The organism is Enterococcus sp. AMC1623, from assembly GCF_058216495.1.
Window position 1 is genome coordinate 780,324 of sequence record NZ_CM177096.1, and the last position, 14,279, is coordinate 794,602.

13 protein-coding genes and 1 other RNA gene are annotated in these 14,279 nt (G+C 35.9%); 3 read left to right on the top strand and 11 right to left on the bottom strand.

What is annotated here, in order from left to right:
- Nucleotides 1-95: 95 nt before the first annotated feature.
- Nucleotides 96-2,738 carry an alanine--tRNA ligase gene (alaS, locus tag AC4BC7_RS03945; protein ID WP_490503905.1) on the bottom strand — a complete coding sequence of 881 codons (2,643 nt, stop codon included), beginning with the start codon at nucleotides 2,736-2,738 and terminating at the stop codon, nucleotides 96-98.
- Between the two features lie 285 nt (nucleotides 2,739-3,023).
- A complete protein-coding gene (locus tag AC4BC7_RS03950) occupies nucleotides 3,024-4,076 on the bottom strand; it encodes a DUF7278 family profilin-like fold-containing protein (protein ID WP_490503906.1) in 1,053 nt (350 codons plus the stop codon).
- A gap of 70 nt (nucleotides 4,077-4,146) precedes the next feature.
- On the opposite strand from AC4BC7_RS03950, the gene AC4BC7_RS03955 reads away from it, so the two are divergent.
- Nucleotides 4,147-5,052, top strand: coding sequence for a DNA-deoxyinosine glycosylase (locus AC4BC7_RS03955; protein WP_490503907.1), 906 nt, complete (start codon nucleotides 4,147-4,149; stop codon nucleotides 5,050-5,052).
- 37 nt (nucleotides 5,053-5,089) lie between these two features.
- Here the strand turns inward: AC4BC7_RS03955 and AC4BC7_RS03960 are convergent, their stop codons facing one another.
- Nucleotides 5,090-6,436: a DEAD/DEAH box helicase gene (locus AC4BC7_RS03960; RefSeq protein ID WP_490503908.1), complete on the bottom strand. Its 1,347-nt coding sequence runs from the start codon at nucleotides 6,434-6,436 to the stop codon at nucleotides 5,090-5,092.
- Nucleotides 6,437-6,495: 59 nt separating this feature from the next.
- Nucleotides 6,496-7,647 (bottom strand): VanZ family protein, encoded by a 1,152-nt coding sequence (locus AC4BC7_RS03965; RefSeq protein WP_490504409.1) that lies wholly within the window; start codon nucleotides 7,645-7,647, stop codon nucleotides 6,496-6,498.
- A gap of 89 nt (nucleotides 7,648-7,736) precedes the next feature.
- Between AC4BC7_RS03965 and AC4BC7_RS03970 the strand changes: the two genes are divergently transcribed.
- Nucleotides 7,737-8,063 carry a hypothetical protein gene (locus AC4BC7_RS03970; RefSeq protein ID WP_207940610.1) on the top strand — a complete coding sequence of 109 codons (327 nt, stop codon included), beginning with the start codon at nucleotides 7,737-7,739 and terminating at the stop codon, nucleotides 8,061-8,063.
- A gap of 61 nt (nucleotides 8,064-8,124) precedes the next feature.
- Here AC4BC7_RS03970 and AC4BC7_RS03975 read toward each other — a convergent pair whose 3' ends face one another.
- The 7 genes from AC4BC7_RS03975 to AC4BC7_RS04005 all read right to left on the bottom strand — a co-directional run bounded on the left by AC4BC7_RS03975 (nucleotide 8,125) and on the right by AC4BC7_RS04005 (nucleotide 13,588).
- Nucleotides 8,125-8,484 (bottom strand): hypothetical protein, encoded by a 360-nt coding sequence (locus tag AC4BC7_RS03975; RefSeq protein WP_207940611.1) that lies wholly within the window; start codon nucleotides 8,482-8,484, stop codon nucleotides 8,125-8,127.
- 81 nt (nucleotides 8,485-8,565) lie between these two features.
- Nucleotides 8,566-9,207 (bottom strand): HD domain-containing protein, encoded by a 642-nt coding sequence (locus AC4BC7_RS03980; RefSeq protein WP_207940612.1) that lies wholly within the window; start codon nucleotides 9,205-9,207, stop codon nucleotides 8,566-8,568.
- A 166-nt stretch (nucleotides 9,208-9,373) separates the two neighbouring features.
- Complete coding sequence (locus AC4BC7_RS03985; RefSeq protein WP_207940613.1) at nucleotides 9,374-10,873, bottom strand: carboxypeptidase M32; 1,500 nt, start codon at nucleotides 10,871-10,873, stop codon at nucleotides 9,374-9,376.
- A 14-nt stretch (nucleotides 10,874-10,887) separates the two neighbouring features.
- Nucleotides 10,888-12,051, bottom strand: a complete 1,164-nt coding sequence (locus tag AC4BC7_RS03990; RefSeq protein ID WP_490503909.1) for a THUMP domain-containing class I SAM-dependent RNA methyltransferase — start codon at nucleotides 12,049-12,051, stop codon at nucleotides 10,888-10,890.
- Between the two features lie 101 nt (nucleotides 12,052-12,152).
- Nucleotides 12,153-12,528: RNase P RNA component class B (gene rnpB / locus AC4BC7_RS03995), an RNA gene on the bottom strand.
- Between the two features lie 23 nt (nucleotides 12,529-12,551).
- Complete coding sequence (gpsB, locus tag AC4BC7_RS04000; protein ID WP_207940614.1) at nucleotides 12,552-12,968, bottom strand: cell division regulator GpsB; 417 nt, start codon at nucleotides 12,966-12,968, stop codon at nucleotides 12,552-12,554.
- A 74-nt stretch (nucleotides 12,969-13,042) separates the two neighbouring features.
- Nucleotides 13,043-13,588: an SLOG family protein gene (locus AC4BC7_RS04005; protein ID WP_207940662.1), complete on the bottom strand. Its 546-nt coding sequence runs from the start codon at nucleotides 13,586-13,588 to the stop codon at nucleotides 13,043-13,045.
- 70 nt (nucleotides 13,589-13,658) lie between these two features.
- Here AC4BC7_RS04005 and recU point away from each other — a divergent pair, with 70 nt between their 5' ends.
- Nucleotides 13,659-14,279 carry a Holliday junction resolvase RecU gene (recU, locus tag AC4BC7_RS04010; RefSeq protein WP_207940615.1) on the top strand — a complete coding sequence of 207 codons (621 nt, stop codon included), beginning with the start codon at nucleotides 13,659-13,661 and terminating at the stop codon, nucleotides 14,277-14,279.

Consider the following 14,279-nt stretch of genomic DNA (forward strand, 5'->3'; position numbering starts at 1 on the left):
AATAGTAAAAATTCACGAAAAGAACGACAATTTAACACGATTGGCATAAAAAGAACCTTATGTTCTGATTTCCATCAAAACATAAGGTATTTATTTTATTTATTTGCTAACCAAGTTGCTACTTCAGCTAAGGCTGCTGGAATACCTTCTGGATTTTTACCACCAGCTTGAGCCATATCTGGGCGTCCACCACCGCCACCGCCTACTTTTGGAGCGATTGCTTTGATTAAATCACCAGCTTTTAGACCTTTTTCCAACCCATCTGGATTAACTGCAGCTAATAAGTTTACTTTTTCGTTAGCAACAGTTGCTAGAACCAATACTTCTGAAGTGGCTTTTTGCTTCCACTGATCGGCTAATTGGCGTAATTGATTCATGTCTTTTACATTCACTTGAGCAGCAATATACGTCAAGCCATTGCTTTCTTTTACGTCTTTGAAAATATCACCAGCTTGTTGATTGGCTAATTTACTTGCTAATGCTTCATTTTCTTTTTGTACTTCACGTAATTGTGTTTGCAATTGTTCTACACGAGAAACCGTTTCTTTCAATTGTGGTGCTTTCACAATTTGCGCAATTCCACGTAAACGTAGTTCTTCCTGATGCAACAATTCATAAGCTTCTTTGCTTGTTACAGCTTCAATACGACGTACACCTGCACCAATCCCTGACTCAGAAACGATTTTGAAAATACCAATATCTTCTGTATTAATTACGTGATTTCCACCACACAATTCAATTGACCAATCAGCGATATTTACTACACGCACATCATGTCCATATTTTTCACCAAACAATGCCATAGCACCCATTGATTTTGCAGTATCAATATCTGTTTCAACGGTCACAACAGGTAATGCAGCCCAGATTTTTTCATTCACAATTTGTTCCATTTGTTGCAATTCTTCGGTTGTTACTTGACCAAAATGAGTAAAGTCAAAACGTAAATGTCCTGGAGTTACTAATGACCCTGCTTGGTTTGCATGTGAACCGAGAATTTCTTTTAACGCTTTATGCAACAAGTGAGTTGCTGTATGGTTTTTAATGATACGATTATGACGTGCCACATCTACGACTAATGAATAGTTTACACCTTCTGTAATCGCTTCTTTTATTTCTACATGATGTAAAAATTGGCCATTTGGTGCTTTTTTCACATTTTCTACAGTAGCAACCAATGTTCCATGTTCATCTAAAATAGAACCAGTATCCGCAATTTGTCCACCCATTTCTGCATAGAATGGTGTTTCAGCAAAAATTAATTGTGCTTGACCAGCAGATGTTTCAGAAACTAAACTATCTTCTTGAACAATCACCAACAATTGACTTTCTGCTTGTAAACGTTCATAACCAACATAGGTACTATCCACTTTAATATCTGTTAATAAAGCAGATTGTTCGCCCATTGAAAGCTCATTGCTACGAGCTGCACGGGCACGTTCGCGTTGTGCATTCATTTCTTTTTCAAAACCAGCATGGTCGACTTTCAAACCAGCTTCTTCAGCTACTTCTTCAGTTAATTCTACTGGGAAACCGTACGTATCATATAATTTGAAGATGTCTTTTCCGTTCAATGTATCCGTGTCATCTGCTTTCACTTGAGCGATAACTTGATCTAAAATAGCTAGACCTTCATTAATTGTTTCATGGAAACGTTCTTCTTCTGTACGAATAACTTTCTCAATGAATGCTTGTTTTTCTAAAACTTCTGGATAATAGCTTTCCATAATTTCACCGACAACTGGTACCAATTTATATAAGAACGAATCTTGAATTTGTAATTTTTGTCCATGCATAACTGCGCGACGTAATAAACGACGTAAAACGTACCCACGTCCTTCATTTGAAGGTAATGCGCCATCACCAATCGCAAATGATAAGGCGCGAATATGGTCCGCAATTACTTTAAATGACACATCAGTTACTGGATTTTCGCCATATTTCACTGCGCCACTGATTTCTTCAATAGCATGAATAATCGGTAAGAATAAATCTGTTTCAAAATTGGTTGGTGCATCTTGAATAATTGAAACCATCCGTTCTAAGCCCATACCCGTATCAATATTTTTATGAGGTAATGGCTCATATGTGTCATCTGGTTTATGGTTAAATTCTGAAAAGACCAAATTCCAGATTTCCAAATAACGCTCATTTTCGCCACCAGGATAATTTTCTGGGTCATCTGCTGCTAAGTCGTTAAACTCTTCGCCACGATCATAGAAAATCTCACTATCTGGACCACTTGGACCAGCTCCAATATCCCAGAAATTATCTTCCACTTCAACAACATGGTCTGCTGACAAGCCAACTTCTTCTAGCCAAATGCGTTTTGCTTCTGTATCTTTTGGATAAACCGTTACATATAATTTTTCAGGGTCGAAACCAATCCATTCTGGTGATGTTAAAAATTCCCATGCCCAGTGAATAGCTTCTTTTTTGAAATAATCACCGATTGAAAAGTTTCCCAACATTTCAAACATGGTATGGTGACGAGCGGTGCGTCCCACATTTTCAATATCGTTCGTACGAATTGATTTTTGTGCATTTGTGATGCGGGGATTTTCAGGAACAATTGATCCATCAAAATATTTCTTTAGCGTTGCCACCCCTGAGTTAATCCATAATAAAGTTGGATCGTCTACAGGAACAAGTGATGCACTTGGTTCTACTGAATGTCCTTTTGATTTGAAGAAATCTAAAAACATTTGACGTACTTCTGCACTAGTTAATTGTTTCATCTTTTTTCTCTCCTTATCTCTTTGAAGCAAACAAAAAGACATCTTGCAAGACAAGGACGTTTACACGCGGTACCACCTTGTTTGCAATGATGTCATATCATTACCTCTTAAACTCGATAACGCTGAGTTGCGTTGATATTTCTATCAATTCATCTAAAGGGAGCAACCACAAGTAGCCTTACTTTTCTCTCAGCTATGAAAAGTTTTCTGTGAAGTGCGTAGCTTATGACCATATCCTTCTCCTCACAAAGTATATGCAAACTTTCTGAAAAAGTCAATTATATTTTATTGGTGTGCGATGACAATCACTTTACGATATAAAAAGTCACACGGGTCTAAGATTTCATCTTCAGCTAAAATTTTTCGTGAGCGATAATACGAAGATAAGGGTAGTTTATCAAGCAGTGAAATCCCCACATCTTTTTGCTTTTCTAATTTCAAACGATTGGAATCTGTAATTTCCCATCGCGTGCGACTTACATCAAAAAATAAACCAAACATGTTTTCTTGATGCATTTTTTTCGTGACTTGTTTACCATAGTAATTAACTTTTTCGTCTAATTCCATTCCCCAGCGAAATAATTTACGTGTTCCTGCGCCAACAGCATATTCCCATTGATTTTCATCAAGCAGGTCAAACATCTGTTGATGGAGATACTGGCGCAGTGTCGTTAATGTACAAGTTTGATGACGATAAATACGATAAGTTTCATCAGTAGGATTTAATAAGGCATAAAATGAATCTTTTTCAAAGATTTGTGTTGGTAACTGCCACATTAAACTCTCTTCAAAATTAGTCGGCTGTTTGAAATGTTGGCGCAATTTTTCTTCAATCGGTGTGAATTTTTCCACCAAGCCTTGAAATTCACCAGTGATGGTATCCAATTGCCCGATAAATTTTGTTCCAGCAGGTAGCGCATCTTTTTGAACGAGCATTGGTGATATTGAAACCTTTCTTAACGCACTAGTTGATTCATTAACAAAAATATCCCAATCTTCGGCGTTTTCCAATCCATAATTTTGTACAATCGTTTTAAAATGCGAATCATGTTGTTCTACTTTGGTATCCCATACAGTTACAGGCAAGCCTTGTATTCCTAAATCCCAACCTAAAATAACTTCTTTACTTCCAGGAACCAAAACAAAACGTTCACCATCAATTGAACATTCAAAGGTACCACACTTCACTCCTGCTAATTCAAATTCTTTGTATTCCACATCAGAGATTCGTTTTAATGGACTTACAAAATACATAAGTACTTGATTAATCACTTGATTTTTGACTTCGATGGATAAATTTTTCCAATTACTCCACTCTAAGGCTTCAAAGAGATGCACATTCTTCTCCCCTTTTCCAATCCATATTTGTTACAATCAGTATAGCACTAAATGAAAGCAGGTGACTAGAATGAACCAAGGTTTGCCTCCATTTTATGATGAACATACCGAAATTTTAATTGTTGGTAGTGCGCCCAGTCAGCAATCTTTGGTAGCGCAACAATATTATGCCAACAAAGGCAATCAATTTTGGCGTGTGCTTTTCCAGGCGCTTGGTGTCCGTGATCCTCAAAAATATACCGAGCGATTGCGCATATTAAAAGCGTATGGAATAGGTTTATGGGATGTATATGGCAGTTTTCATCGGACAGGTAGTATGGACCATCAATTCCAAGAAACCACTATAAATGATTTTTCATCCTTATTGGCTGATGCGCCGATTAAGAAAATTATTGCTAATGGCAAAAAAGCGGCTGAAGAAATTCAAATTCACCGCTTGTTCACTGACTTAACCGTCATAAATTGCCTATCTACCAGTGGCGCAAATAATGGCCGAATGACTGAACGTCTATCTGAATGGCAACAGGCCCTTTCAATCAACTTTGCCTTGTATTATGGCAGTGACGCTTGGTTACAAGCAGCGTCTTTCCATTTACGTTATCAAGTCTTCGTTGAAGAACAAAACATTCCTCCTCACTGGGAGTTTGATGAAATTGATGCGCAACAACCAAATTATTTTGTTTTATTTGAACGTACTATTCCTGTTGCGACCATTCGTTATCAAGCTTATTCGCACGATACGATTCAACCGGACCGTTTTTGTGTTGCCAAAACACATCGCAAGCGCGGGCTTGGTAAACAATTACTGCAACGTTTTGAAGAACAAGCGCTGAAAGACGGCTATCACTATGCGCTTCTATCCGCCGAAATAACAGCGATTGCTTTTTATGAAAAATTAGCGTATCAACGCATATCTGAACCATTTGAAGAAGATGGTATCTTATGTGTGACTATGCGAAAACGATTAACTAAATAAAAAATCGGCTATGCACGATGCATAACCGATTTTTTATTTAGTTATTTGAGCTTTTTTTATTTTTTCTAGCAGTACGGGTTTGTTGGCGACGCTCAATTTTACGTTTTGCTTTATTACTCTTATCAATTTCCCATTGGATTTTCTTCTTATATCCAGGTTTGATTTTTTTCTTTTTCTTCTTCACTAAACCGATTAATGTTGGATCAAGTTCGTCACGGCTTTTTTCACGTTTTTTACGACGGTTACGATCATAAGTATCCACGATTTCACCTTGTTTAATTTCTTTAGGTTTAAACGTTACTCCTAGCGCTTCAATTTCAGTGATAGCTTGTTCATCACTTGGCTCATACAAAGTAATCGCCGTTCCAGAAAGTTGATTACGCCCTGTACGCCCAACACGATGGATAAAGAAATCTAAATCTTCTGGTACTTCTGCATTAATTACATGTGATACACCTTCAATATCAATTCCACGTGCAGCTAAATCGGTTGCTACGACATATTGATATTCCAGATTTTGTACTTGACGCATTACTCGTTTGCGTTCACGAGGTGTAATATCTCCATGGATTTTCGCCACTCTTAATCCTTGTTCACGTAAATATTCTGTAATTTCATCAACACGCATTTTTGTATTTGCAAATACGATGGCCAAATACGGATGCCCCGTTGTTAACAAGTCATAAATTAAAGCATTGGTATTTTTTCCTTTGGTTGAAATTAACCAGTTGTCAATTGTTTCAGAAATAACTGCTTGCGGGCGAATTTCTTCAATTAATGGATTTTCCATATATTTTTTTAAGAATGGGCGTAGTTTTTCAGGAATCGTCGCTGAAAAGACTAACATTTGTAGTTTATCCGGCAAACGTCCAGCGATTTGATCAACTTCTGCTAAGAAGCCCATATCTAATGTCATATCTGCTTCATCAACAACAAATGCCAATGCTGTATGAACCGATAAAGCTTGTTCATTCATCATATCTAAAATACGTCCAGGCGTTCCGATAACCACATGTGGTTGTTGATTTTTTAAACGATCTAACTGACGCTGTTTGTCTGTTCCGCCAACAAAATTGGTCACTCGAATTTCGGGTATTGAAAATTGAGCAATTTGTTTAGCCGCTTGATAAATTTGTGTGGCTAATTCACGACTTGGCGCTGTAATTACTATTTGAACTTCATCTTTTGAAGGATCAATTTTATCCATTAAAGGAAGTAAAAACGTATGCGTTTTTCCGCTTCCTGTTTGTGATTGTCCAACAACACTTTTTCCTTTTTTAATAACAGGAATTAATTTTTCCTGTACTTCGGTTGGCTCCGAGAATTTTTTATCCTCTAAAGCTTGATAAATAAATGGCTGAAATGCAAATCGTTTGAATGACATTTTAGCACCTTCTTTCCTTTTAGAATCTTTCAAAGTATAGCATATTGCTTTGGATAATCCTATGCTGATCTCTTTTTAATCGTACTAATCGTATATGTGTGGCTAATTTTTTCGTAGAATAGTCGACGATTTTTTCTAATAATCGCCCAACTAATATTAATAACAAACATTGCTTGAATAGCAAAAATCATTAAAGACAATAGCACAGAAACTACGATTTGAAAATAATCATCGCTTTGAATTCCTGGAACTAATGCTAAACTAATGCGACTCAAGGCAAAATATATCATATAAAGTAAACCATATCGCTGAAATAAGGCTTTGAATGAAAGCCTTGTCGTATCGTCACCAATTACACGAATTCGAACAATCTTTTTACCCAGTGTTTGCCCATTTGTTAGATATGGTAAACAGATAAAATAAAGAAAAATTTGGACAAAATAAACAATTAAATTGTTGTCTAACGTAATCGTATAATCATTTGTAAATAGACGTAAAACAATCGTGATGAGCGTCGTTAAAAATCCTATAAAAAGCCAATCAATTCCCCACGCAACACCTCGGCGAATATACGTAACTTCGGTTCCTTTTGCGTAAGAACGCCCATCGATTTCTTCTCTAGTTGGCAATAAGAAAGTGAAAATCGGTGTAATGAAATAACCTAATATGCCACCAAGAGTATTGTGCAACAAGTCGTTGACATCAAACAATCGATAGGAACGAGGATAAATAAAATACAAACCTGTTAATTGCGTCAATTCAAAAAATAAGGACAGACAAAACGTTAATAGTACCGTTTGTTTGAATGATTTTTTAAAGTAATAACGCAAATAAATTCCAAAAGGCAAAGTTAGCAATACATTAAAGACCGGTTCCAAAAAAACCGATTGTTTCATAGCTGCTAGATACGTTTGTGGACGGTGAATGTCTAATACCGTCTCTTTTAAAAAATTTTGTACAGATGCTCCTAAAGTCAACTCCATTGATGGGCCTGTTAATTTAGCAACTTCCTCAATGGATGGTAACGGTAATATCACTAAAAAATAAGCACAAAGTAAATAAAAAATAAATGAATATAAAATAAGAGCACGTGATACAACAAAACGACCGTAACGGCGATATTGAATGATAAAGAAAATTGCAGAAATAGCTAGTGCTAAAAATGGAAAGACTAGCACGGCAATCTTAATGGGTTCGATATATGCAGATATAGCTTCCACCTCAATTCTTTATACTTTTTTTCGTAAATATTTTTCAAACAATTTATTTTGCAGTATCATAGGATTAGGAGGTGTTCTCTATGTTAAATAGTTTTTTTGCTTTTGGTGTCCCTATCTTTCTTTTAATCTTATACATTGGGTTTGCCATTTTTAGAAAAAACTCGCAGATACCCTATCTTGAATTTGCATTATTCATCATTGCGTCTTTTCTAACTGTGTTTAGTTTCCAAGTAATTCAACAAGCATTTACTGAGCTACAAACAACTTCTCAAAAAGTTATTGAGCAAACATATGGCTATCCTTTATATTTATTGGCAATCCCTATTGCATTAGGATTATTGTTAATCTTTTTAAATGCTTATCGAGGTTACCAACATATCAAAGATTTTCGTCTACGTACAAAATAATTTATTTCATGAAAAAGCAGGATAAATGGCTAGTTAATTAAGCAATTCATCCTGCTTTTTGTTATACATCAATAAATTCGTAGTAGTGTGCATTAATTTTACTCGGTTGGTCTACATGAGCTAAAATATCCAAATCCAAACGCACATAATTTTCATGTACTATGGAATATAAATTATCTTCCATCGCTTCTTCAATATAAGGTAATAATTCTTCTTCGTCCCCTTGTCTTTCTTCACAGAGCCCTTCAACTTGTTCAAAAATACGTGCGTCACTTAAAACGAAATATTCCCCATTATACTTGTAAACGGCCACGTGATAATTGCGTGTTTCGAGTTTTGCTGAGATAACAAAAAAGCATTCTTTAACATTCGTAATCACTTTAGATAATTCTTTTGGTTTTAAACTATGCTGAAAAAACATTTGCTCGTCGCGCCCCCTTCTCTTTCATTATAAGAAAACTCCTAAAAAATGGAAAATATACGCACAAAAGATTAAAATTGTCTAAATATTCCATTCTTGATAAAACTCTGTTAAAAAGTCTTCCATAAATTTCTTCCGTCGATTCGCTTCTTTTTTTCCAGCTTGCGTGTTCATCTTTTCTGGTAATAAAAATAATTTCTCATAAAAATGATTAATCACCGTTGTTCCTTTACGATAATCTACTTTTGAAGTAAATACTTGCGGGGGCAATTCCGGATTATGAATAGGATGATTATGTCCGCCACCATAGTAGGCAGTACGCAAGATTCCAATTGCACCTAATGCTTCTAAGCGATCCGCATCTTGTACGATTTGCCCTTCCAAAGACAGGAGTTGTTTTCCCGATTCTACTTCTTTTGAAAAGGATAGATTTTGAATAATGGCTAAAATTTCTTGAACCCTTGCTGATGAAAAATCAATTGATAGCAGAAATTGGGTTAATTCATCAATTTCTCGGGCAACATCTACAACCACTTTATCATCAATCACATCATGTAAATAAGCACTACTTAATACTACTTCCCGATTGACAGCTAACTTGTCTTGTTCAATGATAAAATCAGCAAGATGTGCTACTCGTTGAACATGTAAAAAATCATGTCCTGTTTGTTCATGTGCCAGTTTTTCTTTTGTATAGGTAATAACTTGTGACAATCGTTTCATAATCTATCCTTTCGTAAAAATGAGGCGGTAACATAAATAAAGACAAGGAAAAACTATTCGAACTATATAAAATAAGAGGCGCGTAAATTTGCGACAACAACCTGTCGGATTGCAGAAACAATCTCTATATAGTTTGAATAGTTTATTTATGTCACAACCTCACGTTCTATTCGTTGACTTGATAAACAGTATAATAAATTGTCCGTAAATAATCTAATAAGTAGGTTGGATTTAACGGCTCATTTGTAGCTTCTAAAATTAATTGATTTGGTTTTTTAGACGCACCAAAACGATGAATATGCTCTGTTAACCAATTTTTAATAGGCGTGTAGTCCTCAGAAGCTAATACTTGATCAACATCTAGCTCTTTTTGCATCGCATGATACAATTGCGCCGCATACATGTAACCTAATGCATACGACGGGAAGTAACCAAAACTACCGCCAGACCAATGCACGTCTTGCAAAATACCTTCCAAGTCATTTTCTGGACGAATTCCCAAATATTCTTCGTATTTATCATTCCAAATTTGTGGCAATTCATCCACTGAAACATTATCATTAAAAATCATTTTTTCTATTTCATAACGAATAATAATATGCAACACATAGGTCAAACTATCTGCTTCAATTCGAATTAAACTAGCTTGAGTTCGTTTTAACGCTTTATAAAATTCGTCAAATGAAATATCATCAAATGTTCCTTCTGCACATTCTTGGAAATAGGGATATTGTTTTTGCCAAAAAGCCTGATTACTTCCAATAATGATTTCGTTAAACAAGGATTGAGATTCATGAATCCCCATAGAAGCACCTTCATGTACAGGGGTATATTCAAATTTTTCATCAATATTTTGTTCATACATCCCATGACCTGCTTCATGAATCACTCCGAAAATCCCCATCGAAAAATCATGTTCATTCCAACGAGTCGTTAATCGTACATCACGATGATTAATTCCCGTAGCAAACGGATGAATCGTATTATCTAAACGACCGCGGTCCATATCGTAACCCAGTTCTTGAATTACTTTACTAATAAACTTACGTTGTTGTGCTTCAGGCATCTTACGCGCAAGAAAATCAACACGAGGTTCTTGCCCATTTTCTAATAACGTTTGACGAATTTGAATAATTCCATCACGAACTTCAGCAAACACTTGATCTAAAATGGCAGTCGTCATGTTAGGTTCATACTGATTTAACAAAACATCATAGGCTGTTTTTTCCTCTTTTTGCCAATAAGGAATGAGTGCCTTCGTTAAACGAATATTTTCTGCTAGAGCATCACGAAATAGCTTAAAATCTTTCTGTGCACGGGACTTTTGCCAAGCACTATGCGCTTTTGACGTTGCCCGTGAATATTCAGTCATCAATTCATTAGGAACAGCATGATTTAGCTCATATTCTTCCTTCACTACTTGGAATGCAGCAGCACCTACTTCTGATAATTCTTCTGGATGATTGTCAAAATAAGTAATCGCTTCTGCTATTTTTGGTCCGACTTTTTTTTCAAAATATTGACCATATAAATAACTTGTCACCTCACTACGATAATCATTGGCATTATCAGGCATCCCTGTTTGTGAATCCCACTCTAAAATAGCTAAAGCTTGCTGTAACAAATCAATTTCTTTTAATTCTTGTAAAAATTCCTGTTCCTGCATGACATAAGCTCCTTTTATTCCTCAATTCTTGGTTTTCTTGGAGGTCTTGTTCCCCAATATTGGAATAAGTCCGTTCTTAACGCACCGTTATATAGCTTACGTTTTTTGGTTGCTTTCTCACCATAGAATTCTTCAAACAATAAATCACTTGTTAAAATATATTTGCTCCATGTTTTTAAAGGTCGGAAAACTTCACCCATCTCTTTGTATAATTGACGGACGCTCTCTTCTTCACCTAGACGTTCACCATAAGGCGGATTGGCTAAGATAACGCCATATTCTTTTTCTGTTTTAAAATCTTTCAAAGCTTGTTGTTTGAAAGTAATTGAATCACCTAAACCGATTTCTTCAGCGTTAGCACGAGCGATGTCAATCATTCGACCATTAATGTCCATTCCCATAATATCTAATTCAACGTCATAGTCTGCTGCTGCATCTGCTTCAGCTCGCACCTTCTCAAAAGTTTCTGCTGGGAACCAATCCCATGCTTCACAAGCAAATTCACGATTAAACCCTGGCGCAATGTTATGTCCAATAAGTGCTGCTTCAATACAAATCGTTCCTGAACCACATACAGGATCAACAAATGGACGATCCGTATGCCAATTAGTCAATTGTACTAAAGCTGCTGCCATATTTTCTTTTAGCGGTGCTCCCCCTTTTTCCAAACGGTATCCTCGTTTAAATAAACTAGGACCAGTTGTATCTAAGGTTACCATCACATGGTCTTTTAATAAAGCAACTTCTAATTTAAACAAAGCGCCTGTTTCAGCCAATGGCACACTAGCAGGACGATGATAATATTCACGCAAACGATTAACGATTGCTTTTTTTGTAATAGCTTGACAATCCGGCGTACTATATAATTTTGACTTGATTGATTTTCCAGCAACTGGGAACTCAGCATCCAATGGTAGATAGTCTTCCCATGGCAAAGCTTTTACTTTTTCAAATAATTCATCAAAACTATAGGCATCAAATTCGCCAACAACAATTTTAATACGATCAGCTGTGCGCAACCATAAATTAGCCTTAGCAATCGTTTCCACTGTGCCTTTGAAACGAGCCCGGCCATTTTCAACTTGACATTCAATCCCTAAGTTACGTAACTCTTTTCCAACTAATGCTTCTAAACCACTTGCCGCTGTAGCTACTAGCTCAAAGGTTTTTTCTTTCATAATCTACTCCTTGTAATTTCGTTTGTTATTTTCATAATTTTTTCATAAATAGTGATAAAAAAAACCTCCCATATGGAAGGATTCCCTGATTAACTGTGATTTTCTATAAGCCATGTTTTGTCCAATTATTTTACAGGGAGCAAAATAATTTGGATAATCATCTATCTGCAATAAAAATTGCCTCATTGTCCCGTTCATTTCCGTTACAAAAAGCGCCCCTACCATTGTTTGGGTTGCTCGCTCGAGGGGTTTACCGCGTTCCACCAACAAAGTTTCCCTTGTTGCTTCGTCACTGTGGCACTTTCAAGGATACTTGGGCATAGCAAAAAGCCTTAGCCGTTTTTTCCTGCCGTTACTCTAATTATAAAGTACCCTAGCTTATGGTTTCGCTAGGCACGAACACTACAAGCATCGCAGCTTGTGCGAGCATGGACTTTCCTCAGCTTGATCTAACTCAAACCGCGATTATCTGAAAATCACAGAGTTTATGACTGTTTTAATTAAAATTGACGTGTTTTCTCTAAATCGTCGTCATCATTTTTTGTTTGTGTATAGTTTTCATTGACTACTTTAGTTGTCGCAACAACTGGGATTTCTTGATCTAATTTTTTACCAAACACTTCTTTTTCAAGATTTGATAAACGTTTTAGAATATCAAAATTAGTTACAGTTTGGCTTTTTGGTGCTTCGGTCTGCGTACGTGTTGCTTTAATTTCTTGTGTCTTACTTAATTGTGCGATTTTTGCATGTAAACGATCATTTTCCTCTTGTAATGCTAAAATCTCTTGATTGTATGTTTCATAATCTTTGATGATACCATCTAAAAATTCATCCACTTCAACAGGATCATACCCACGCATTTTCGTTTTGAATTCTTGTTGTAAAATATCTGTTGGACTGTATGTTAAATCTGCCATATTTACACCTCATTAATTTAGATTCCGCTAGTTTTAGCTCTTCTTTTCTATTCTATCCAAAAAAACCGAATAAATCAAACACTATCGTCTTCAAAAAAAGTGTTTTGTAAATCATCCATAGTAACTTGATGAATGATAAAGGCATTTTCAGTAGCGTATTCTTGTGCTTCTTTTAATAAAAACTGCGTCTTGCCAGGATATTCATCATCGTACACTAGGATTAGCCCGCCTGCATGGGTTAATAAAAAGTGTGAATGATTTTTTAATTGTCCTGGATGTTGGTACGGGTGGTGACTAACGGCATTGACATAGTTTGCTTGCGTCTTTAATTCAGTTAACACTTGCTGATTCGTTTCATTCCAATTGTTTCCAAATTCCTCAAAAGGAAAAATAATTCCTAGTTTTAATTCCGAATATTCTTTTTGCAATTCAATCACGACTTGCCCTGCCCAAACCTCAACACCTAAATTCCCACCAATCAAAATCCACTCTAAACCTTCTTCAATATATTGTTGAATCGTTGTTTTTAGAACTTTCTTAATAACTTTAATTTTTGGGTCTTTCTCTTGAAAAACGCCCAATTCAAAGCTTCGATAACCGGAAACAACCATTGTTTGCATTCTTTTCACACACTTCCCTTTTCTTTCTTTTTCTCTTTTTGGTATAATGTGCCCTAGGAGTGTGAATATTATGGTTTTTCGATACCCCAATGGCCATCCTATATCCTATGATGGAACGATGAAACAAAAAATGCAAGCAAAAGAAAAAACAACCAATTTTGCAAATCGTGGCATGCGATTTGAAGAAGCTATCAATGTAAGTAATGACTATTATCTCAATCGTGGACAAGCTGTTATTCATAAAAAACCTACCCCTGTTCAAATTGTTCACGTAGATTATCCTCGTCGAAGCGCTGCTGTAATTAAAGAAGCGTACTTTAAAGAAGCCTCTACGACAGATTATAATGGCGTTTATCAAGGATATTATCTTGATTTTGAAGCGAAAGAAACGAAAAATAAAACCTCGTTTCCGTTAAAAAATTTCCACGAGCATCAGATTATTCATATGAGAAATTGTTTGAAACAAAATGGCATTTGTTTCGTATTATTATGGTTCTCAACGCTAGAACGTTGTTTTTTTCTTGATAGTCAGCATCTTATTCATTATTGGGATTCGCAACATACAGCAAAGAAATCATTATCTCTTTCATTAATTGAAGAAATTGGGATTGAAATTCAACCAAGAATTGCCCCGCGTATCCCATATCTAGAAGCTGTAAACCACTATTTACAAGAAAAGGAGAAAAATTAG

Excerpts from the sequence above, each read along its gene's own strand:
- alaS (WP_490503905.1), bottom strand. The coding sequence starts at position 2,738 with ATGAAACAATTAACTAGTGCAGAAGTACGTCAAATGTTTTTAGATTTC.
- AC4BC7_RS03955 (WP_490503907.1), top strand. The coding sequence starts at position 4,147 with ATGAACCAAGGTTTGCCTCCATTTTATGATGAACATACCGAAATTTTA.
- AC4BC7_RS03960 (WP_490503908.1), bottom strand. The coding sequence starts at position 6,436 with ATGTCATTCAAACGATTTGCATTTCAGCCATTTATTTATCAAGCTTTA.
- AC4BC7_RS03970 (WP_207940610.1), top strand. The coding sequence starts at position 7,737 with ATGTTAAATAGTTTTTTTGCTTTTGGTGTCCCTATCTTTCTTTTAATC.
- AC4BC7_RS03975 (WP_207940611.1), bottom strand. The coding sequence starts at position 8,484 with ATGTTTTTTCAGCATAGTTTAAAACCAAAAGAATTATCTAAAGTGATT.
- AC4BC7_RS03980 (WP_207940612.1), bottom strand. The coding sequence starts at position 9,207 with ATGAAACGATTGTCACAAGTTATTACCTATACAAAAGAAAAACTGGCA.
- AC4BC7_RS03985 (WP_207940613.1), bottom strand. The coding sequence starts at position 10,873 with ATGCAGGAACAGGAATTTTTACAAGAATTAAAAGAAATTGATTTGTTA.
- AC4BC7_RS03990 (WP_490503909.1), bottom strand. The coding sequence starts at position 12,051 with ATGAAAGAAAAAACCTTTGAGCTAGTAGCTACAGCGGCAAGTGGTTTA.
- gpsB (WP_207940614.1), bottom strand. The coding sequence starts at position 12,968 with ATGGCAGATTTAACATACAGTCCAACAGATATTTTACAACAAGAATTC.
- AC4BC7_RS04005 (WP_207940662.1), bottom strand. The coding sequence starts at position 13,588 with ATGCAAACAATGGTTGTTTCCGGTTATCGAAGCTTTGAATTGGGCGTT.
- recU (WP_207940615.1), top strand. The coding sequence starts at position 13,659 with ATGGTTTTTCGATACCCCAATGGCCATCCTATATCCTATGATGGAACG.